Here is a 20,801-nt window from a genome sequence, read left to right as displayed (position 1 = left end):
ACCCCACCCTTGATGACCCCTATCAACATCCTTATTGTCGACGACAGAGAGGAAAACATAATTGCACTTGAAGCATTGTTAAAACGCGATGATATACGCCTGTTAACAACAACTTCACCAAACGATGCCCTTAAAATTGCCTGGGATAACCCTATATCTATAGCATTGGTAGATGTTCAAATGCCCGAAATGGATGGCTTTGAATTGGTAGAGATGCTAAAATCGAATCCCCGCACCAAAGATATCCTTGTGATTTTTGTAACCGCTATATCCAAGGAAAGCAAGTATGCGGTTAAAGGCTTTGGAGCTGGCGCCGTAGATTACCTGTACAAACCATTGGACCCATATATCACATCGGCCAAGGTTGATGCCTTTATACAGCTTGCCCGCAACCGCGACGAGATTTTACAGAAGAACGAAGAACTGCAAAATTATGCGATGGTGGTAAAAAACAGCGCGGATATCATTTGCTCTGTCGATGCAACCAGCCTGCGTATTAAAACCATAAACCCTGCTATCGAAAAAATATTGGGCTATAAACAAAGCGAGGTATTAAATACCAGTATTGTTGATTTGGCAGTGAGTAGCGACCGTGATACCTTCCGTAAAAAATTAGGCGAGATCATTAAGGATAACTTGCACTTTGCCGTTTTTGAGTACCAACTGGATACCTTTGATAAAAGAACCATTTGGGCCGAATGCCGCGCCTCTTATCGCAATAAAACCATATTTTTAAACATAAGCGACAATACGCCGCAAAAAAGTTATCAGCAGCAGCTAATTAAATCAAAAGAAGCAGCCGAGCTTGGCAAAAAAGCCAAAGAGGCATTTTTAGCTAATATGAGCCATGAATTGCGCACCCCGGTTAACGGCATTATAGGCCTGAGTACCATGCTGCGGAAAACAGACATTAATGACCACCAGGCCGGTTTGCTGGATATGCTGGATACATCATCACGTTCGTTATTGGGGGTGATAAACGATGTGCTCGATATATCAAAAATAGAGGCCGGAAAGTTTAGTATTGTACGCTCACCGGGTAACGTACGCGAAATAGTAAAATCGGTTTATGGCTTGCTTAAGTTTAATGCCGACGAAAAGAATATCGAGTTTTTGCTTGATATAGATGATGAGGTGCCCGAAACTTTAATGATAGACTCGTTACGCCTTAACCAGATATTGATGAATTTGCTGAGTAACGCCATTAAATTTACACACCGTGGGTTTGTACAATTAAAGATAGCCTTATTGCAGCGCGATAAAAACAGCGTTAAACTAAAATTTAGTGTGATTGACAGCGGCATAGGCATACCCGAACACCGCTTGTCAAAAATATTTGAGTCGTTTGAGCAGGCCGAGGAAAACACTGCGACTAAATACGGTGGTACCGGGCTGGGCCTGGCCATTGTTAAAAAGCTGGTTGAATTAAAAGGCGGCGAAATGAGTGTTAGCAGCAAAGCAGGCAAGGGTAGCGAGTTTAGTTTTATAAACTGGTTTGAGATAAGCCAGGTGCAGGTTAACAAAACCATAGTGAAGGCAGAAAAAGGCCTTGCAGCGTTTGTTAATGTAAAAGTATTGGTTGCCGAAGACAATATGATAAACCAGTTTATGCTTACCAAAATGCTTAAAGACTGGAACGTAGCGTATGATATGGTTGACACCGGCAAAAAAACATTGGACAAGCTAATGGAGAACGATTACCAGTTGATACTGATGGATACCCACATGCCCGATATGAATGGTTACCAGGCAGCCCGTAGTATACGTATGGATTTTGAGGAACCTAAACGCAGTATCCCTATCATATCCCTATCAGCCGCGGCATTTGAGCAGGAGCACCAGGAAGCTATTTCGGCAGGTATGAATGATGTGTTGGCGAAGCCATTTGAGCCACACCAATTACACGAAAAAATAGAAAAACTTGTAGGCACTAATACCAAGCCTAAAAAGAAAGTTTAGTTTGGCCAACGCCTAATACGCGTGCCTCGTGCTCTAACAGCCATTGCTTGCGCCATAAGCCGCCTGCATAGCCCGTTAAAGTGCCGTTGCTGCCAATAACACGATGGCAGGGAACAATTACCCATAAATTGTTTTTACCATTAGCTGCTGCAATGGCGCGTATAGCCAGCGGGTTATTCATTTGTTGCGATTGCTGCCCGTAGGTAATGGTACTGCCGTAAGGTATTTTCAACAACTCCTCCCAAACCTGCTGCTGAAAACCGGACCCCGGCTGCTTAATAGGCAGATCGAAGGTTTTACGGGTGCCATCAAAATACTCGCCTAATTGCTTAACAGCCTCCTGTAGCAGCGGTGAGGTAAGGGGAGTAGCCTCATGCTCATCATCGCGTATAGATACCTTGCAGATATATTCATCGTCCGCAACAATATGCGCCCAGCCAACAGGTGTTTTATAATAGGCCTCGTGCATGGTTACTCTTTTTCTGATTTGATGAGCGAGTTCAAATATATCTTACTCATTTTACCGGTGATAAAGCTTTTTGGTAAAAAGTTCATCATTACATTACCCAGGCGGTTTAGTGCCCCCGGTACATAATTATATTTACGACTGATAAAGGCGTGTAAACCTTCTTTAGCGGCTTGTTTAACAGGCATCAACCAGCTTTTAAGGGCGGTAAATTTATCGTTAGCGGTCATTTCGGTAGCTATGCCGCCGGGCGCGTAAACGGTGATAGAAAATTTGGGGTTGGTGAGTTCGTAGTGCAGGGCGCTGCCAAAAGCGGTAATAAAAGCCTTGGTTGCCGAGTACGCTGCCTGGTAAGGCACCGGGAAGGTGCCCGCCATGCTTGATACCAGCATCAGGCCGCCTTCGGTTCCGGGTTGTTCAAAGTATTTTACCAGGCCGTTGGCAGTGCGCACAACGCCAATTACATTGGTTTGCAGCAGGCTTTCAAAAGTGGCCCAGGGCAATTGGGTGTGGCGGCCAAAATAGGTGATACCCGCGTTTAATATAGCGCCATACAGGTTGCCACCGGCAATGCTTTCGGCAACAAGGCGGTCGGCATCGGCAATTACAGATAGGTCGGCTACTATAACTTTCACTTGTATACCGGCACCGGCCTCCAGTTCGGTTTTTAGCTGTTCAAGCTTGTCGGCGCGGCGTGCAGTAATAATAAGGTTGGCCTGGTGCTCATAAGCCAGTTGCCGGGCCATTTCCTGCCCAAGGCCCGATGATGCGCCGGTAACTAATACCCACCTGTTTTTTAACTGCAATTGTTTCATGGCGCTAAGTTAATTTCAAATCATCAATTAAATCGAAAATTTAAATATTTGCTTTTTATTTTTAACTTTCTTTGCAGTATGAATTTAATGAGCCAAACCACCGAGCTTTTAAAAAAAGAGATCATCCTGGAATGGCGCTCAAAGTATGCCTTTAATGGTGTGCTGCTTTATATCGTATCTACCGTATTTGTTTGCTATATATCCTTTAACCTAAACCCTGGTTTTAAAGGCAGCGAAGGCTATCCCATAGTATGGAATATTTTGTTTTGGATAATAATGCTGTTTGCATCGGTTAATGCCATAGCCAAAAGCTTTTTGCAGGAGAGTAAAAGCCGCCTGCTTTATTATTATTCTATTGCCCATCCACAGGCCATCATCCTGTCAAAAACCATTTACAACGCCTTATTAATGGGCTTGTTGAGTATACTCGCGCTGCTGGTGTATTCGGTATTTTTTACCAATACGGTAAACGACCTGGTTTTTTACTTTGTGGTAGTGCTATTAGGCAGTACCAGCTTTTCTACCGTGTTCACCATGATATCGGCCATTGCGTCGAAGGCGGGGAATAACGGCACGTTAATGGCCATACTAAGCTTCCCGGTTATTATCCCGGTAATACTGCTGCTTATCAAAGTAAGCAAAGCCGCTATGGATGGCATCGACCGTAGCACAAGCTACGGCAGCATAGGCGTGTTGCTGGCTATAAATGTTATAGTAATAACTACATCGCTTATACTTTTCCCATATCTATGGCGCGATTAAATTGTTACGTGCATTTTCATGTGCTCTTCATAAATATTTGTTTTATTAGCGGCTTAATACCCTCAATAATTAATTAATGCGCCGCTGTTGGTTTATAGTAGTTTTATTATGCTTGCCTGCAATTGTGCTGGCACAAAACGGCGCTATAAGTGGCAAAATAGTTAGCAGCGCATCAAAGGCTGGTGTAGCTAAAGCCAGCGTTTTTTTAAGCAATGCCACCTTTGGCACCGCTACCGATGATGACGGCAACTTTACCCTGCGCAACGTTAAACCCGGCCAGTACGACCTGGTGGTAACCACACTGGGCTTTGAAGAGTATACCCAGCGCGTACTGGTAACCGATAAACCCATCACCGTAAACATAGAGCTTACACCCAAAGTGATGATGATGCGGGGCGTAACCATCATTAGCAATGCCGACTGGAAAAAGAATTACGAGCAGTTTAAAAAGGATTTTATTGGTACTAATGATAATGCCAAAGAGTGTAAGGTGATCAACCCGCGGGTGGTCGATCTGATCTATCATCGTAATACACAATCGCTGGAGGCTTCGGCAGATGAATTTTTGGTGGTAGAGAACCACGCCTTAGGCTATCGTACTAAGTTTTTACTGAATAGCTTTAACAGCAGCAATATTACCCATACGGTACAATACTCGGGTAAGGTGTTGTTTGAGGACCTGCCCGGCAGCGAATCGCAAAAAAAGAAATGGAAGCAAAAGCGAGAAGATACTTACTACGGCTCGCCGCAACAGTTTTACCGCTCGTTATACAAAAACACGCTTACGCAGGATGGTTTTATCATTTACGATTTTACCCGAAACCTAAACCCGCAGCGCTACCCCGAAGAAGTGATACAGCGAAAGCTAAAGCAATTTAGAATGGTGAACCGCGATTCGACGATGTACTGGATAGATCAATCGGGTGTGCCTAAATGGGCTAACGAAATTTTGAGGAAACCGCCGTTAACCGGATATGATATTATACGCCAAACCCCGCAGGAAGGCTTGTTTGCCATCACGTTTCCGCATTATTTATATGTGGTGTACACCAAAAAGCACGAAGAAACCGATTTTAGGGATGTATACCACCCGCTGGATATGGAAAACTTCGAGACAAGTGTTATTACCTTGTATAAACCCTTTTACGCCATATTTGATAAAAATGGAACCGTGGTGGCCCAAAGCCCGCTTTACGAAGGCACGTGGTCAAAATCCAAACTGGCTAACTTGCTGCCAGTAGATTACGAGCCGGGCGATTAGGGAGTTATTATTGGTAATTAAAGCCATCATTGCGAGGTACGAAGCAATCTCCTGATAGAAAGGTGGCTACGCATAGTTCTGAGATCGCTTCGTACCTCGCAATGAAGTTCGTGAGGGTATAAGTAGTTAACCATCTTAATTTTTCAAATTCATCCTTAAAACGCCGCAACAATTATAATTGATGCCATGTGGTGTTATAACATTAGTAATAATAGCGCCATATGCGCAAAGCAAGCTATCTAATTATTACATTTGCCGCATAATTTTTATATGAAATTCATTTATCAAACCTGGTGGAAAGTTATAGCGGTTTTGCTGATCCTCTCCACGTTTGTAACCGGCCTGTTGTTTCGGGTACCCGCCTTGCCGGTATTGCACGAAACTATACGCAACCTATACTTTCACGTGCCTATGTGGATGGGTATGCTGGCCGTGTTTTCCATATCGGTATATTTTAGCATTAAATACCTTAACACAGGTAAAGAGGAGTACGACCTTGCCGCTGTAGAATGTGTAAACACGGGTCTTGTATTTTATACCATGGGTTTAATTACCGGTATGATGTGGGCCAAATATACCTGGGGTGAATTTTGGAGCGGCGACCCTAAGCAAAATAGTGCCGCTATTGCCTTTTTGCTGTATTGCGCCTACCTTGTATTACGTAACTCGATAGATGAGGAGCAAAAGCGTGCTAAAATATCGTCTATCTATAACATTTTTGCCTTCCCAATAATGGTAGTGCTGATTTTTGTGCTACCACGCCTAACCGACTCGTTACACCCGGGTAGCGGCGGTAACCCTGCCTTTGGCAAGTACGATTTGGATAACGGCATGAAACTGGCCTTTTACCCCGCCATGCTGGGCTGGACATTTTTGGCCATTTGGATAGCTACCCTGCGTTACCGTATACGTTTAATCGAAAATAAAAGAAACAACATAAATTAATGAAAAAGTTAATTGTTTTATTGGCCTTTGTAATGAGTTTTGTTAGCGCCTTCGCGCAAACCCAATCGGTTGAAATGGCCGACAGCTTTCGTAGTTCTGGTAAAATTTATGTGGTAATAGCTACCATCGTTATCATATTTATTGGCCTGGCTATTTACCTGTTCAACATCGACCGCAGGTTAAAGAAACTCGAAAAATAAATCAAATCTGTGTTTAAACTGTTTAAACCTATATTTTAAAATTCTTTACATTTTAAACAGATAACAAATTCTAAATAATTGCATTATTGATAAAAAATATATCAAATTTGTGCACTTTTTTAAGAGATTAATTTTTTATCCAATTTAAATTATGAATATCAATAATCCGACTGCTGATCAAAATACTCACTTTTTTGGTGATGTATGTAAAAACTTTGATCATGCGGCGCAATTTACAAAGCATGATGCGGGTTTGTTAGACCAAATAAAATCATGTAACAGCGTTTACCGTTTTCGTTTCCCAATACGCAAAGGCAATGGTTTTGAAGTAATAGATGCATGGCGTGTAGAGCACTCGCATCACCAATCGCCAACAAAGGGCGGTATACGCTACAGCGAAATGGTGAACGAGGATGAGGTGATGGCGCTTGCCGCGTTAATGACCTATAAGTGTGCTATTGTAAACGTACCATTTGGCGGTGCAAAGGGCGGTATTAAAATAAACCCTAAAAACTATACCGTAGGCGAGCTGGAAAACATTACCCGCCGCTATACAGTGGAGCTGATAAAAAAGAACTTTATAGGCCCCAGCATTGATGTGCCTGCCCCTGATTATGGATCGGGCGAGCGCGAGATGAGCTGGATTGCCGATACCTATGCTACCATGAACCCAGGTCAACTGGATGCTTTGGGTGCTGTAACAGGCAAGCCAATTGCCTTACATGGTATAGCAGGCCGCCGCGAGGCTACAGGCCGTGGTGTGGCTATAGCCATACGCGAGTGTGTTGGCGTTGCCGAGGATATGCAGAAATTGGGTTTAACCACCGGTTTATCGGGCAAAAAAATAATTGTACAGGGCTTGGGTAATGTGGGTTATTACTCGGCTAAGTTCCTGTCGGAGTTTGGCGCGGTAATAGTTGGCCTTTGCGAGTTTGAAGGCGCTATTTACAACGAGGATGGATTGGATGTAGAAGCCGTGTTTCAGCACCGCAAAGCAACCGGGTCTATATTAGGCTATGCCGGCGCTAAAAAAGAGTTTAAAAATACTATGGATGGTCTTGAGCAGCCATGCGATATTTTGGTGCCTGCCGCTTTAGAGAACCAGATAACCATACAAAACATAGGCAGCATAAAGGCTAAAATCATAGCCGAAGGCGCTAACGGCCCTACATCACCCGAAGCTGAAGCCGCTTTCTACAAAAATGGCGGTATGATCATCCCGGATATGTATGCCAATGCCGGTGGTGTTACCGTATCGTATTTTGAGTGGTTAAAAAACCTGAGTCACGTTGCCTTTGGCCGCATGAACCGTAGGTTCGAAGAAAACTCTAACCTTAACCTGGTAAACATGGTAGAGGGTATTACCGGTACATCGTTATCGCCAATACAACGCTCAACCATCATCAAAGGCGCATCAGAGCTTGAGCTGGTAAATTCCGGTTTAGAGGATACCATGATACGATCATACCACGAGATAAGGGAGATATACAAAAACAACCCTAAGGTAGAAACCCTGCGTAATGCAGCTATGGTAGGCGCTATTAATAAAATAGCCGTATCGTACATGAACCTTGGCGTTTGGCCATGATCTGTGATTAGCGAACTGAGATTTGTGATTGGTCTCCATATCAATAATAAAAAAGGACGCGATGAGCGTCCTTTTTTGGTAAAGAAAAAGGTTAACATTAAATTTAAGAAAAAATATCTCCTGCATGCCTAAATTCTTATTTCCATTATTGTTAATCTTAATGTTTTCGTGTAAACAAAAAAATACGCATATAATCGCACCTCAAAAACGAATTACGGTAAAGAAAGCTTTGGATAACAAAAACAAAATGGTAAATGACTCTACATTTTGCCAGAGTTCCATTATAGATAATCAGCATTTTATAATTGGTTACACAAGCGGGTATAATGTTTTTGTTATTGGCCCGAAAGGCGACACGATTTATAAAGACTTAGATGGCGTTTCGGGTGTAAAATTCATCGACTTTAACGACGATGGCTTTAAAGATATTTTGATAGATTATTTTACAAATGTGCCGGACATAAATGATCTTTTACTTTACGATAAAAATAAAAGGACCTTTCGAAAGGTAATCGATTTTGATAGCTACCCAGCTTCTCAAAGTATAGTAAACTCAAAATATTATTATTCATACTCCCGCAGAGGATGTGCCGATATGAATTGGGAAAGCGACCTGTTCTACATAACCAATTTTAAAGTAGTCAAAATTGCGAAGTTGGAAGGGTATGAATGCGGAAATGGAGATATTAAAGATGGGATCTATATCTATAGAACTATAAAAGACAAAAAAGTTAAGTTTAAGCAGTTACCTATAGAAACAATAAGAAAATATAAAGATTACAAGTGGGGTTTTATCAAAGACTACTGGAGTCGCAATTATAAATTATTTAAATAAGCCACCATTAAAATGTTTACTTTTTCCATGATTAACTTAATGTCACTACGACAGCGCCTGCTGTAGACACTTTTCTATCGATCATTGCTTTGTCGCTACCGCTCCCCGAAATAACGTGGCGGGGAGCGCAAACCTACCACCAGACCGTCATTGCGATCCGTTGACTAACGGAGTAGCAATCGCCTTATGCTAAGCGTGTATGCAAAGTCCGGAGATTGCTTTGTCGCTATCGCTCCTCGCAATACGATTTAAAGATGTATTTCAACTTGTTATCAATAACAATTCTAAATAACATATATCCCTTGTAATAAACGTTATTAGCTTATCGTTTTGTATTTTTGTAATTCGTATTACCCAATAAATCTGATTAATGAAGAAAAGCTCGATATTAGGTATTATTGTTATTGCAGTAGCAATAGCGGTTATCATCAGTACATATTCAACCTCAAGCACTTATGGTTCTTTTAACGATGCCAAAAAAACAGGTAGCGAATTACACGTGGTTGGCCACTTAAACAAGCAAAAAGCACTGTTTTATGATGCTACAAAGGATGCTAACTACTTCTCTTTTTACATGAAAGACAATAAAGGCGAGGAGTGTAAGGTAATTGTTACCGGCACCAAACCGCAGGATTTTGAACGTTCGGAGCAAATTGTATTAACCGGGAAGATGAAGGGCAACGAGTTTCATGCATCTCATATTTTGTTAAAATGCCCGTCTAAATACACGGATGGCAAACTAAACGTTACAGAAGTAAGCGCTAGAAAAAGCGCGAGTATATAATAGATATTAATGGATATAGCTTACAAAGGCGAACACCTCTTACCGGGGCAGTTGGGCCAGTTTTTTATCGTTCTTGCCTTAGGTTCAGCACTATTCTCGTTCATTTGTTACTTTTTTGCAAGCCGCGAAACAGCCCTTAAAGGCGATAATTCGTGGTTGCACATGGGCCGCATAGGGTACTGGTTAAACACCGTATCAATATTAGGGATGGGTACTTGCCTGTTCTATCTTATTTACAATCACTATTTCGAGTACCATTACGCATGGTCGTACACCTCGCGTTCGTTACCTGTTTACTACATCGTATCGGGTTTTTGGAACGGGCAGGAAGGCGCGTTTTTGCTATGGATGTTTTGGCAGGCCGTATTGGGTAATATACTGATATGGAAGGCCAAATCGTGGGAAAAACCGGTTATGACCACCGTGGCACTATCGCAGGTTATACTGTGCAGCATGATTTTGGGCGTACAAATAGGTGCTGCCCACATAGGCAGCTCGCCGTTTTTACTGTTGCGTAACGCAATGGAAGCCCCCATATTTCAGCGTGCCGACTACCTTGACTTTATAAAGGATGGCCGCGGTATGAACCCATCGCTGCAAAACTACTGGATGATCATTCACCCGCCGGTTTTGTTTTTGGGTATATCCTCTCTGGTTATTCCGTTTGCTTATGCTGTAGCAGGTTTATGGCAAAGGCGTTACCAGGACTGGGTAAAACCAGCTATACCTTATGCTTTATTTGCTTGTATGGTATTGGGCACAGGGGTTATCATGGGTGCTTTTTGGGCATACGAGTCGCTAAACTTTGGCGGTTTTTGGGCCTGGGACCCGGTAGAGAATGCTTCTATTTTTGCATGGCTGGTGCTGGTAGCCGCTGTACACGTGCTTATTGTGTTTAAAAACACAGGCCATTCATACTTTACAGCTACGTTATTAACCTTACTTAGCTTTGTGTTGGTTTGGTATTCATCGTTCCTGGCGCGTAGTGGCGTATTGGGCGATTCATCAGTACACGCCTTTACCGATCTGGGTTTGTTTTGGCAGCTGGTAATAGGGGTAATGGTGTTTTTAGTGATAACCGTTTATCTGTTGGTATCCCGCTGGAAAGAGCTTCCCATCACTAAAAAGGATGAAGAAACCTACTCGCGCGAGTTTTGGATGTTTGTGGGCGCTGTGTTTATGGGCCTGTCATGTTTCCATTTGATAATTGTAACCTCTATACCGGTTTGGAACTTAATGTTCGGTACCAAATTTGCCCCACCTGTTGATCCTGTTAAGCATTATAACGTAATACAGGCATCGTTTGCAGTAGTGGTTACGTTACTTACAGGTTTTACACAATTTTTAAAGTACAAAAAAACCGATGTAACCAGGTTTTTTATCACCACTATAATTTACCTGGTATTTGCCGCTTTAATAACCGCTTTAATAGCATTTGGCACAGGTGTTTATAAATTACACTTTGTGTTTATACTGGTGATGCTTTGCTCGGTATACTCGGTAGTTGCCAATGCTAAAGTTTTGGCCGATGCCATGAAGGGTAAGTTTAAACTGGCCGGTTCGGCCATAGCGCATATAGGTTTTGGCCTGATGCTGGTTGGCGCATTAATATCGGCAGGTACAAAAAGGGTAATATCTGAAAACCTTACCGGCGAGCAGTACAGCGAGGATTTTGCCAAAACAGAGAACCCTAAAGAAAATATACTGCTGTACAAGAACGAGCCGCTTAAAATGGGCGACTACAGCGTTACCTTCACCGGTGATACCATAGAGGGGCTTAACCATTACTTTAACATAAACTATACACGGTTAGATGCAAAGGGCAACAAAACCGAAGAGTTTAACTTAAGGCCAAATGTAATAGTTGCAGGTGATGCAGGCTTATCATCATCGCCCGATACCAAGCACTATTTGTTGCATGACCTGTATACGCATGTAACCATGACCAATATTATCAGTAACGACCCTAAAGCAGCTGAAGAGCAACAACACGGCGCAAATACTGATGATAGTGATTATGATGCCCCTGTAGCGCACCAAATTGCTATTGGCGACACCATACCTTACCGCGATGGTATTATTGTTTTAAAACGGTTAAATAAGAACGCAAAGATCCAGGATATCCCGCTTACGCAGAACGATATAGCTATAGGCGCGCAAATTGAGGTGATAACGCATGGTAAAACCTATAAGGCCGAGCCTGTTTACTTAATTAAGGGTAAAAGCGTGTACGACTTTGGTAAAAAGGTTGAAGATGCCGGCTTAAAGCTAAGCTTTACCAAGATTATACCGGGTAAAACACCAGGCGAAGGAAAGGTAGAGATAACCGTTTATACCCAGCCCGAAAGCAAGAAAAAGTTTATTGTAATGAAAGCCATCGAGTTTCCTTACATCAACTTTTTATGGGCAGGCACCATCATCATGGTTATTGGTTTCTTCATATCTATTTTACGCAGAAATAAGGAATTGAAGACGGTTTAGTGCCCTAAATAAGTCGTTAAATAAAAAAAGCGGTTATCTCTAATAATACGAGATAACCGCTTTTTTATTAATTGATACTTAGCAGGAGAGGTGCTGAAATAAATTCAGCATGACAGGTTTTTAATAATGAGCCCGTCATGCCGAACTTGTTTCGGCACCTCACAGGACATGTAATAGATGCCGGCTACTTAGCAGGTGGGATGCTGAAATAAATTCAGCATGACAGTTGCTAAATCAATCCGTCATGCCGAACTTGTTTCGGCACCTCACAGGACGGTAACGAATATGAATGCCGCCTACTGAGCGTGTGAGGATGCTGAAATAAATTCAGCATGACAGTTGTTAAATCAATCCGTCATGCCGAACTTGTTTCGGCACCTCACAGGACGGTAACGAATATGAATGCCCCCTACTTAGCAGGAGGGATGCTGAAATAAATTCAGCATGACAGTTGTTAAATCAATCCGTCATGCCGAACTTGTTTCGGCACCTCACAGGACGGTAACGAATATGAATGCCCCCTACTTAGCAGGAGGGATGCTGAAATAAATTCAGCATGACAGTTGTTAAATCAATCCGTCATGCCGAACTTGTTTCGGCACCTCACAGGACGGTAACGAATATGAATGCTGCCTACTTAGCAGGTGAGGTGCTGAAATAAATTCAGCATGACAGTTGCTAAATCAATCCGTCATGCCGAACTTGTTTCGGCACCTCATAGGACGGTAACGAATATGAATGCCGGCTACTTAGCAGGTGGGATGCTGAAATAAATTCAGCATGACATGTAGGATATTACAACGCTACTTTCTTTTCTCCACTGTCAACACCTTTAATAAATTTTATTAGTCCTGCCATGTAGGTTTGTTGGTCGTCCCACATGCTCATGTGGCTGCCATTGGCGCAATAAAGATAACTGCCGTTTTGAACTTTGCCGGCTATCATTTTCATGTGCTTGGGGTCCATAGTATCATACTCGCCGCCTATGCTTAGCATGGGTACGCTTAATTTAGGCAGGTCGGGCACGCGGTTCCATTTTTCCAGCTTACCCGATATGCCAAACTCGCTTGGGCCTTGCATGGTTACATATAACGATTGGTTCATTTTAGCAAAAGAGCGGTTTATTGGCTCGGGCCATTTGTCTATCGGGAAACGGCAGATGTGTTTAGCATAAAAATTTGGCATCAGCAATTGCATGTATTCCGGGTTAGCAAAATCGCCTTTAGCCTCAATAGCGCGTATGCGTGCCAATATTTTAGGGTCGAATTGCTTAGCTAACACCTCATCGGCATATTTGCCATAATCGGGGCAGCTCATCATCATGTTTGATATAATAAGGCCTTTTATATGGTCCTGGTATTTAAAGGCATATTCGGCTGCTAAAATACCACCCCACGAGTGGCCCAGTAAGTAAAAGTTGTCCTTATCCAGCTTAAGTGCCTGGCGAACCTGTTCTACTTCTTCTACATAACGGGGCAGACTCCACATTGATGTATCTTTAGGGTTATCAGAGTTACCGCAACCTAATTGGTCGTAATAGATGATCTCGATACCTTCGGCGGGTAAAAAGCTTTCCATACACTCAAAGTATTCGTGCGTGGCACCGGGTCCACCATTTAGCAGCAATAACTTCATTTTGGGGTTGTTGCCTATTTTTTTGGTCCACACGTTAAACTTGCCTTTCGGGGTGTTTATTTGCACCATCGTGATACCACCATTTTTCACTCCGGAGGTAGTATCTTTTAAGTAAGTACCAATAGGTGTTTCACTTAACGAAGCGGAGGCCGGTGCAGGCGACTTGCAGGCGTTTAAAGCCGCGATTGCGCAGATAGATAGACCAAGTAATAATTTTTTCATGCTATGGGTTTGATAGCGTAATATAACGATTATTAATGTTGTTTTTCGTCGATATTATCCTTTAATAATTTCAACTCGGCTATGATAATAAAGCTTACGATGACCAAAAAGCCCCAGGAGCTTATCTTTTGATAATCGACCATAGCCCATGTTTTATGCTGATAGGCGTATTTCCAGGCGCCAAGCTTGGTAGCCACGTTTTCGGCCAGCCAAATAAAAAAGCCGATGAGCAAGAACGATAGTATAACCGGCATACGATAGGTTGTCCGTTGAATATGAAATTCGACAGTTGACTTGCGGAAAAAGAAAATGATAACCAAACCAATAAGGTAGCGCACATCCCAAATAAAATGGTTGGTAAAAAAGTTAAGGTATATCAAAGCGCCGCATATGCGTGCCGCCCAATGCCCCGGCCAGTTAACCAGGTTAAGGTTAAACCGTCGCCAGGCCTGGCACATGTAGCTGGCCACACTGGCATACATAAAGCCGCTGTATAAGGGCACACCTGCAAATTTTGTGTAGGCAAACTCAGGGTAGGCCCACGAGCCTATGTGTACCTTAAAAAGCTCCATCATTAAACCTAATAGGTGGAAGATGCAGATAACCAATACTTCGTCTTTAGTCTCTAATCCACCGTAAAACATGGCTACCTGTATAAACAGGCAGGCAAGCAACATAAAATCGTATCGGGGTATTATCCCAGTAAACAAATGCGACAGGGCCAGCATGCTAAACACCAATACAGGGAATATGCACGACAAGGCTTGCTGAACGGTGAAAATAAAAAAATGACGGAAAAAGGTTTTCAGGGGTCTTCTGGTTTATGACAGATTCAAATATAACAGCTTTTTGTTAAGCTGCGACAGCAGGGTAAACGCATTGAAAAATATTTTTCATTTCACCCCTTTCCGTCCGGCCGGACGGGTGCGGACTTAAAAAAGACTTTTTTAATTGAATTTTTTTTAGTATATTATGGGCTGAGGGGTAACGAAAAAAAACGAAAATATCCCGCATGGTCAACAAAATAAATGAAAAGATTATAGCCAAAAGTGTAAAGGAATAGGCCCATACGCCCTGCAAAGCCAATTTTTATAGTAAAATCATATTCAACAAATACCCTGCTCCCAAAAAAACATATTTTGATGCCTTTGCCCCGCCGCAACAACGCAGTAACCTCATCAAAATAATGGTTAAATTGTATATTGCATTTTAATTATAACCTATGCCGCTTCTGCTGTGGTACTACAAATCATTATGCTAAAAAAATACATTTTAATATGGGCGATAGCGGCCTTTGTGGTATCGCTTATTGTATCGTCATACATCGGTTTGCCAAAGCATATTGCGCCTGCAGGCCCATCTTTAAAGCTAACGCCGATAGACAGGTTCGTGTTTAAATCGTTTGTAGACTGTAATATGTCGGAAGTTTGGGTAGGCGATAAGTTTATGATCTTCCCCGGCAAGTACGGCGAAGACCCGGTTTGGGGGCCATCCAATAACCTTAAATATGCCACAGGCAATACTGTAGATGAGGCCTTTAGCACCGCCGAAAAGGACTTTATTGAGCCAAAATTGCCACCCAATGTGCCACCAGGTAAACCGGGCCTGCATGGGGCCATATGGTTCGAATCGGTTTATCAGGATGCTAAAGACCACAGCGGTAAAACCCTGTATGCACTGTATCATAACGAGAATTACCCCAAGACCTTACCCTACGACCCTAAAACAGGCAAAGGCTATAAAAACGAGAAATGGCCCGAAGGCTTGCGCGGCGATTCGACCGCATCGGCAGTTTGCCGTATAGGTATAATGAAGTCTGTTGATGGTGGTAAAAGCTGGGTAAACCGCGGTATATTTATTGAAGACGAACAGCCGCGGATGATACTAAAACCTAACAATACGGCTATCAACTTTGCAGGTGGTACCGGCGACCCATCGGCGGTTGCCAATGGCAAGTATCTATACTTATTTTATGGCGAGTACGGATATCCCGGTAAGTATAATGAGGCTACTTATAACCCCACAAACGAGTGGAAAGGCCAGTGCATTAGCATAGCGCGTATCTTAATAAGCGATCTGGATCATCCGGAAGGTAAGGCTAAAAGATGGGATGGAAAAGGTTTTAATATACCATACAATGGCGTGGGTAAGCCTGTCGCATCTATACAAATACCTGTAGCCGAAGGTGGTGGGCCAACATCGTCGCCAACGGCTAAATACTACTGGGGGCCATCGGTTAGCTGGAATGTTTATTTAAACTGCTGGGTAATGCTAATGGCCAAAGCCGAAGGCCCTTCATGGAAAGGCAGTAGTATATACGTATCCTTCAACAAAAATAAAGATCTGGGGATTGGTAATAACTCGCAACAATGGAGTAAGCCGAAGTTTTTGGTAGATAAACCGGGACACACATTATGGTACCCATCATTACAACCCATTAATGCTGAGGCGAATCCCAAAAATAAGTATTCGTCGGTTAAGCTGGGCCAACATGCAAGGCTGTTTTATAAAGATAACGACAATGCCAAAAACGACTATGTATCCGAGTACTTAGTGGATTTTGTGAAGTAAGAATCAGCTATTATCTTCTATCTTGTCTCTTGGTTCTTGTCTCTTAAGCTGTTTCTTAATGGTGTTGCTAACATCTGCTTAACTTTTCCACAATCCCTGTAATGCGCAGGCAATAAATTAAATTAGCCGATTATTAATTACAGCAACGCCTTGGCCAAAACCGAAACCAAAGAGACTCCATTAATGCAGCAGTATAATGCTATTAAAACAAAGTATCCGGGTGCTTTGCTGCTGTTTCGTGTAGGCGATTTTTATGAAACCTTTGGCGCGGATGCTATAAAAGCTGCCGGTATTTTAGGCATAACACTAACCCGTCGTGCCAATGGTGCCGCCACACATATCGAACTGGCCGGCTTTCCGCATCATTCGTTGGATACTTATTTACCAAAATTGGTTCGTGCCGGGCAGCGGGTAGCCATATGCGACCAACTGGAAGACCCTAAAACCACTAAAACCATTGTAAAACGTGGCGTAACAGAATTGGTTACGCCCGGTGTGGCCACCAGCGATAACATATTACAGCAAAAAAGTAATAATTACCTGGCATCGCTTTACTTTGAAAAGAATAGCATAGGCATTGCATTAATAGATATATCTACCGGGGAATTTTTAACCGCACAAGGCAATACAGGCTATATAGACAAGCTTTTGCAAGGTTATGCACCAAGCGAGGTAATATTCCCGAAAAGCCGCCAGGGCGACTTTAAAGACACCTACGGCGACCGCTTTTATACTTATACGCTTGATGAATGGCCCTACAGCGGCGACTATGCTACCGAAACTTTGTTAAAGCACTTCGGGGTAAAATCGTTAAAGGGCTTTGGTATAGATAAACTAAATTTAGGCATAGTAGCCGCTGGCGTTGCGCTGCATTACCTTAACGAGACCGAACACCGTAATTTGCAGCATATATCTGCCATAAGCAGGATAGAAGAAGACAGGTACTTATGGCTTGATAGGTTTAGTATCCGTAACCTGGAGTTGGTAGGGTCGGCTAACGAGAATGCGCTGACTCTGGTTGATGTATTGGATCATACTTGTTCGCCAATGGGGGCACGTATGCTGCGCCGGTGGATTGTGATGCCCTTAAAGGAGATCAAGCCTATTAAAGACAGGTTAGGCGTGGTTGAATACTTGATAGCTAATGAAGAACTACGTGAGACCTTGCAAAGCCAGATACGCCAGATAGGTGATCTGGAGAGGCTGATATCGAAAATTGGTTTGCAAAAGGCCAATCCGCGCGAAGTTTGTCAGCTTAAAAAAGCATTAATTGCTATTGATGCTATTAAAAAGCTAACCGAAGCATCAGACAGCGAACCGCTTAAAGCAATAGGCGAACAGTTAAATCCATGTACATCTATCAGCGAAAAAATTGCTCGCGAATTGCACCCCGAGCCACCTGTAATGATGGTAAAGGGATCAGTAATGAACGAGGGTATAAACGAAGAGCTGGACAGGTTACGCAAAATAGCATTTGGTGGTAAAGGGTACTTGTTAGAGATTCAAAAACGCGAGGCTGAAGCAACCGGTATACCATCGCTTAAGGTATCGTTTAACAATGTATTTGGTTATTATTTAGAGGTGACACACAGCCACCGCGATAAGGTGCCTACGGAATGGATACGCAAGCAAACACTGGTAAACGCCGAGCGTTATATCACCCCCGAACTAAAAGAATACGAGGAGCAGATATTAGGCGCGGAGGAAAAGATATTAGTACTGGAAACCAAATTATACAACGACCTGCTTTACGCGCTTGCCGAATATATTAAACCTATACAACTAAACGCTACACTAATAGCCCGCCTGGATGTATTGCTGAACTTTGCAGATATATCTATCAAAAACTATTATGTAAAACCTGATGTGAACGACAGTCGTACGCTGGACATAAAGGGAGGCCGCCACCCGGTGATAGAAAAAAACCTGCCGCTTGGCGAAGAATACATTACTAATGATGTTTTCCTTGATTCAGATTCGCAGCAGATAATTATTATAACAGGGCCAAACATGGCTGGTAAATCGGCTTTGTTAAGGCAAACCGGCCTTATTGTACTTATGGCCCAGATGGGTTGTTTTGTACCTGCTAAGGCAGCTTCGATTGGTTTGGTTGATAAGATATTTACCAGGGTAGGCGCATCGGATAACCTATCGTCGGGCGAATCGACCTTTATGGTGGAGATGAACGAGACGGCCAGTATACTAAACAACCTAAGTGACAGAAGTTTAATATTACTGGATGAAATAGGGCGCGGTACATCTACCTACGATGGTATATCAATAGCCTGGGCCATTGCCGAATACCTGCATAACCACCCTGCAGCCAAAGCCAAAACACTATTTGCAACACATTACCATGAGTTAAATGAGTTAAGTAATTCATTTAATCGCATAAAAAACTATAATGTATCTGTAAAAGAAGTAGGTCAGCAGATCATCTTTTTACGCAAGCTTGTACCTGGCGGCAGCGAGCACAGCTTTGGTATACATGTAGCTAAATTAGCCGGTATGCCGCAAAAGGTGCTTAACCGTGCCAACGAGATACTAAAGAAGTTGGAAAATGAACGTACGGGTGGCGAACATATAAAAGAGAGCATCCGAAAGGTGCAAAAGCAGGCTGTACAAATGCAAATGTTTTCAATAGACGACCCTGTTTTGGTGAAGATACGTGATACGCTGAACAACCTTGATGTAAATACCCTGACACCAGTTGAGGCCTTAATGAAGCTGGACGAGATACAGCGGGTGATAAAAGGGTAGCTTATTTAGGATTTCGATTTTAGAATTTTAAATTAGAGTAGCCTAGTGCTTGCCAATGTTAATATGTTTAAAACATCTTTTATAACACTTTATCATCACCCTATATCTTTATAGCATGATAAACCGCTACCTACGGCTTTGCCTTATCTTATTAGTCATTTTTCTTTCGGCCTGCCATTCTAAAAAGTATACGGTGCGTGGCCCGAATGGTCAGGCAGTAGCTATAAAGCGCCCCTATGAAATAGAGAAACCAAAAAGAGAAATTGCCGAAAAATACGCCGAGATAATGGGCGTGAAGCGTAGTGATATTAAAAACGGAAAGCTTTATAGTTTTATCGACGATTGGTACGGCACACCCTACCGCTTTGGCGGCCTTAATAAGGATGGGGTAGATTGCTCGGGCCTGGTAGTGGCGCTGCAATCAGAAGTGTTTAATACTACGTTACCCCGTACCTGTGCAATGCAGGTAAGTGTGATAAAGCGGAAATATGAAGAAGACCTGAAAGAGGGTGACCTGGTATTCTTTGACTTTGACGGGAAAGAATTTAGCCATGTGGGGGTATACCTGCAAAACGGCTACATAGTACATGCCAGCACGCGTAAGGGCGTTATTATAGTGCGCCTGCACGATAATGGCATCTATCAATATTTTTCGCGTGGCGGCAGCATAATGGATACCACATCCGCCCAAAGCAACTAAACTATTATGATTCGAGTTTAGGTGGTACCGGTTTTTTCTTTATTGCTTTAAATAACTTTGCCAAAAGCGGCCCATTATCTTTCTTTGGATACCATTTTTTTGATAATCGGCCGATGGTTACACCGTATATAACTACCGGTATGATCATGTAATTGTTGGGGACGCCAAAATAACTAAAGATTACAGTGCAGCCGATAACAATGGGTAGCAAAACCATGTTTAATTGCTGTATCTTCCATTTAAAGTCAGTTTCCATTTGGGCCGATCTAAGGCATAGTGTTTCTTTATGTTTTAACAGATATCGGCATAATAATGCTTGTGTTAAAAAACTGGAATAAACAACAATGGTATACACTGTCCATCCCCATGCATACTCGGGTAATTTTTGACTGATGTTGCCCGATATTAACGAAATAGCGAAAGGAAAAAGGGATACGCAAAATAAAAACACCAGATTTAGTTTAACAAGGTTGCTGTCGTAATCCTTCAGAAATTTGAAAATACGCAGATGGGTAGCCCAAAAGCGGGCAACCAAACCAAAAGATATTACATAAGCTAAAAATTTTAAAAGCACTTCTTTAAATGCTTCCCTAACCTGGTCTTCGGCAGCATGACGCATACCCTCCGGGAGCTTAATTTCCAATACCATTATGGTAAGTATAATGGCAAAAACGGCATCAGTGAACAGCACTACCCGTTCTAACTGAAACTCTTTCTTAAATTCTTCCTCTTCTTTTATATCCATAGTTGATATATTATATAATTTTGCAATATGTCAAAACAAGAAAACGATTACTCGTTCTGGACAAAGTACAAG

General features: G+C 42.5%; 17 protein-coding genes. 12 read left to right on the top strand and 5 right to left on the bottom strand.

Features of this window, described 5'->3' with window-relative positions:
• Positions 1–12 precede the first annotated feature (12 nt).
• Positions 13–1,959 (top strand): response regulator, encoded by a 1,947-nt coding sequence (locus FFF34_006920; GenBank protein ID TSD67119.1) that lies wholly within the window; start codon positions 13–15, stop codon positions 1,957–1,959.
• On the opposite strand, the gene FFF34_006915 is transcribed toward FFF34_006920, so the two are convergent.
• Together FFF34_006915 and FFF34_006910 are read right to left on the bottom strand one after the other, a co-directional pair.
• Positions 1,943–2,428, bottom strand: coding sequence for a methylated-DNA--[protein]-cysteine S-methyltransferase (locus FFF34_006915; GenBank protein ID TSD67118.1), 486 nt, complete (start codon positions 2,426–2,428; stop codon positions 1,943–1,945). The genes FFF34_006920 and FFF34_006915 overlap by 17 nt on opposite strands.
• 2 nt (positions 2,429–2,430) lie before the next feature.
• Positions 2,431–3,240, bottom strand: coding sequence for an SDR family NAD(P)-dependent oxidoreductase (locus FFF34_006910; protein TSD67117.1), 810 nt, complete (start codon positions 3,238–3,240; stop codon positions 2,431–2,433).
• A gap of 78 nt (positions 3,241–3,318) precedes the next feature.
• Here FFF34_006910 and FFF34_006905 point away from each other — a divergent pair, with 78 nt between their 5' ends.
• The 8 genes from FFF34_006905 (at position 3,319) to FFF34_006870 (ending at position 12,096) form a co-directional block, all read left to right on the top strand.
• Positions 3,319–4,002, top strand: a complete 684-nt coding sequence (locus FFF34_006905) for an ABC transporter permease (GenBank protein TSD67116.1) — start codon at positions 3,319–3,321, stop codon at positions 4,000–4,002.
• A 76-nt stretch (positions 4,003–4,078) separates the two neighbouring features.
• Positions 4,079–5,263 carry a carboxypeptidase-like regulatory domain-containing protein gene (locus FFF34_006900; protein ID TSD67115.1) on the top strand — a complete coding sequence of 395 codons (1,185 nt, stop codon included), beginning with the start codon at positions 4,079–4,081 and terminating at the stop codon, positions 5,261–5,263.
• Between the two features lie 279 nt (positions 5,264–5,542).
• A complete protein-coding gene (locus tag FFF34_006895; GenBank protein ID TSD67983.1) occupies positions 5,543–6,208 on the top strand; it encodes an ABC transporter permease in 666 nt (221 codons plus the stop codon).
• On the top strand, positions 6,208–6,408 hold the full coding sequence (locus tag FFF34_006890) for a CcmD family protein (GenBank protein TSD67114.1): 201 nt from the start codon (positions 6,208–6,210) through the stop codon (positions 6,406–6,408). Before FFF34_006895 ends, FFF34_006890 begins: the two co-directional genes overlap by 1 nt.
• 151 nt (positions 6,409–6,559) lie before the next feature.
• The gene (locus FFF34_006885) at positions 6,560–7,996 is read left to right on the top strand and encodes a Glu/Leu/Phe/Val dehydrogenase (GenBank protein TSD67113.1); all 1,437 of its coding nucleotides are present in this window, start codon (positions 6,560–6,562) and stop codon (positions 7,994–7,996) included.
• A gap of 124 nt (positions 7,997–8,120) precedes the next feature.
• On the top strand, positions 8,121–8,831 hold the full coding sequence (locus tag FFF34_006880) for a hypothetical protein (GenBank protein ID TSD67112.1): 711 nt from the start codon (positions 8,121–8,123) through the stop codon (positions 8,829–8,831).
• Between the two features lie 370 nt (positions 8,832–9,201).
• Positions 9,202–9,615 carry a cytochrome c maturation protein CcmE gene (locus FFF34_006875; protein TSD67111.1) on the top strand — a complete coding sequence of 138 codons (414 nt, stop codon included), beginning with the start codon at positions 9,202–9,204 and terminating at the stop codon, positions 9,613–9,615.
• Between the two features lie 9 nt (positions 9,616–9,624).
• Positions 9,625–12,096 carry a cytochrome C biogenesis protein gene (locus FFF34_006870; GenBank protein TSD67110.1) on the top strand — a complete coding sequence of 824 codons (2,472 nt, stop codon included), beginning with the start codon at positions 9,625–9,627 and terminating at the stop codon, positions 12,094–12,096.
• A 795-nt stretch (positions 12,097–12,891) separates the two neighbouring features.
• On the opposite strand, the gene FFF34_006865 is transcribed toward FFF34_006870, so the two are convergent.
• Together FFF34_006865 and FFF34_006860 are read right to left on the bottom strand one after the other, a co-directional pair.
• A complete protein-coding gene (locus FFF34_006865; GenBank protein ID TSD67109.1) occupies positions 12,892–13,953 on the bottom strand; it encodes an alpha/beta fold hydrolase in 1,062 nt (353 codons plus the stop codon).
• A 32-nt stretch (positions 13,954–13,985) separates the two neighbouring features.
• Positions 13,986–14,762: a DUF817 family protein gene (locus FFF34_006860; GenBank protein TSD67108.1), complete on the bottom strand. Its 777-nt coding sequence runs from the start codon at positions 14,760–14,762 to the stop codon at positions 13,986–13,988.
• Between the two features lie 445 nt (positions 14,763–15,207).
• Between FFF34_006860 and FFF34_006855 the strand changes: the two genes are divergently transcribed.
• The 3 genes from FFF34_006855 (at position 15,208) to FFF34_006845 (ending at position 19,984) form a co-directional block, all read left to right on the top strand.
• Positions 15,208–16,524 carry a hypothetical protein gene (locus FFF34_006855; protein TSD67107.1) on the top strand — a complete coding sequence of 439 codons (1,317 nt, stop codon included), beginning with the start codon at positions 15,208–15,210 and terminating at the stop codon, positions 16,522–16,524.
• Positions 16,525–16,674: 150 nt separating this feature from the next.
• The gene (gene mutS / locus FFF34_006850; GenBank protein ID TSD67106.1) at positions 16,675–19,284 is read left to right on the top strand and encodes a DNA mismatch repair protein MutS; all 2,610 of its coding nucleotides are present in this window, start codon (positions 16,675–16,677) and stop codon (positions 19,282–19,284) included.
• Between the two features lie 115 nt (positions 19,285–19,399).
• On the top strand, positions 19,400–19,984 hold the full coding sequence (locus tag FFF34_006845) for a glycoside hydrolase (GenBank protein TSD67105.1): 585 nt from the start codon (positions 19,400–19,402) through the stop codon (positions 19,982–19,984).
• 4 nt (positions 19,985–19,988) lie between these two features.
• Here FFF34_006845 and FFF34_006840 read toward each other — a convergent pair whose 3' ends face one another.
• Positions 19,989–20,729 (bottom strand): DUF1211 domain-containing protein, encoded by a 741-nt coding sequence (locus tag FFF34_006840; GenBank protein ID TSD67104.1) that lies wholly within the window; start codon positions 20,727–20,729, stop codon positions 19,989–19,991.
• Between the last annotated feature and the right edge of the window lie 72 nt (positions 20,730–20,801).

The organism is Inquilinus sp. KBS0705 (genome assembly GCA_005938025.2).
Lineage (GTDB): Bacteria > Bacteroidota > Bacteroidia > Sphingobacteriales > Sphingobacteriaceae > Mucilaginibacter.
This window is presented reverse-complemented; position numbering and strand designations above follow the sequence as displayed.

Coding starts and splice junctions, on each gene's coding strand:
- FFF34_006890 (TSD67114.1), top strand. CDS start 6,208: ATGAAAAAGTTAATTGTTTTATTGGCCTTTGTAATGAGTTTTGTTAGC.
- FFF34_006875 (TSD67111.1), top strand. CDS start 9,202: ATGAAGAAAAGCTCGATATTAGGTATTATTGTTATTGCAGTAGCAATA.
- FFF34_006885 (TSD67113.1), top strand. CDS start 6,560: ATGAATATCAATAATCCGACTGCTGATCAAAATACTCACTTTTTTGGT.
- FFF34_006900 (TSD67115.1), top strand. CDS start 4,079: ATGCGCCGCTGTTGGTTTATAGTAGTTTTATTATGCTTGCCTGCAATT.
- FFF34_006880 (TSD67112.1), top strand. CDS start 8,121: ATGCCTAAATTCTTATTTCCATTATTGTTAATCTTAATGTTTTCGTGT.
- FFF34_006910 (TSD67117.1), bottom strand. CDS start 3,240: ATGAAACAATTGCAGTTAAAAAACAGGTGGGTATTAGTTACCGGCGCA.
- FFF34_006865 (TSD67109.1), bottom strand. CDS start 13,953: ATGAAAAAATTATTACTTGGTCTATCTATCTGCGCAATCGCGGCTTTA.
- FFF34_006840 (TSD67104.1), bottom strand. CDS start 20,729: ATGGATATAAAAGAAGAGGAAGAATTTAAGAAAGAGTTTCAGTTAGAA.
- FFF34_006905 (TSD67116.1), top strand. CDS start 3,319: ATGAATTTAATGAGCCAAACCACCGAGCTTTTAAAAAAAGAGATCATC.
- FFF34_006920 (TSD67119.1), top strand. CDS start 13: ATGACCCCTATCAACATCCTTATTGTCGACGACAGAGAGGAAAACATA.
- FFF34_006845 (TSD67105.1), top strand. CDS start 19,400: ATGATAAACCGCTACCTACGGCTTTGCCTTATCTTATTAGTCATTTTT.
- FFF34_006855 (TSD67107.1), top strand. CDS start 15,208: ATGCTAAAAAAATACATTTTAATATGGGCGATAGCGGCCTTTGTGGTA.
- FFF34_006915 (TSD67118.1), bottom strand. CDS start 2,428: ATGCACGAGGCCTATTATAAAACACCTGTTGGCTGGGCGCATATTGTT.
- FFF34_006870 (TSD67110.1), top strand. CDS start 9,625: ATGGATATAGCTTACAAAGGCGAACACCTCTTACCGGGGCAGTTGGGC.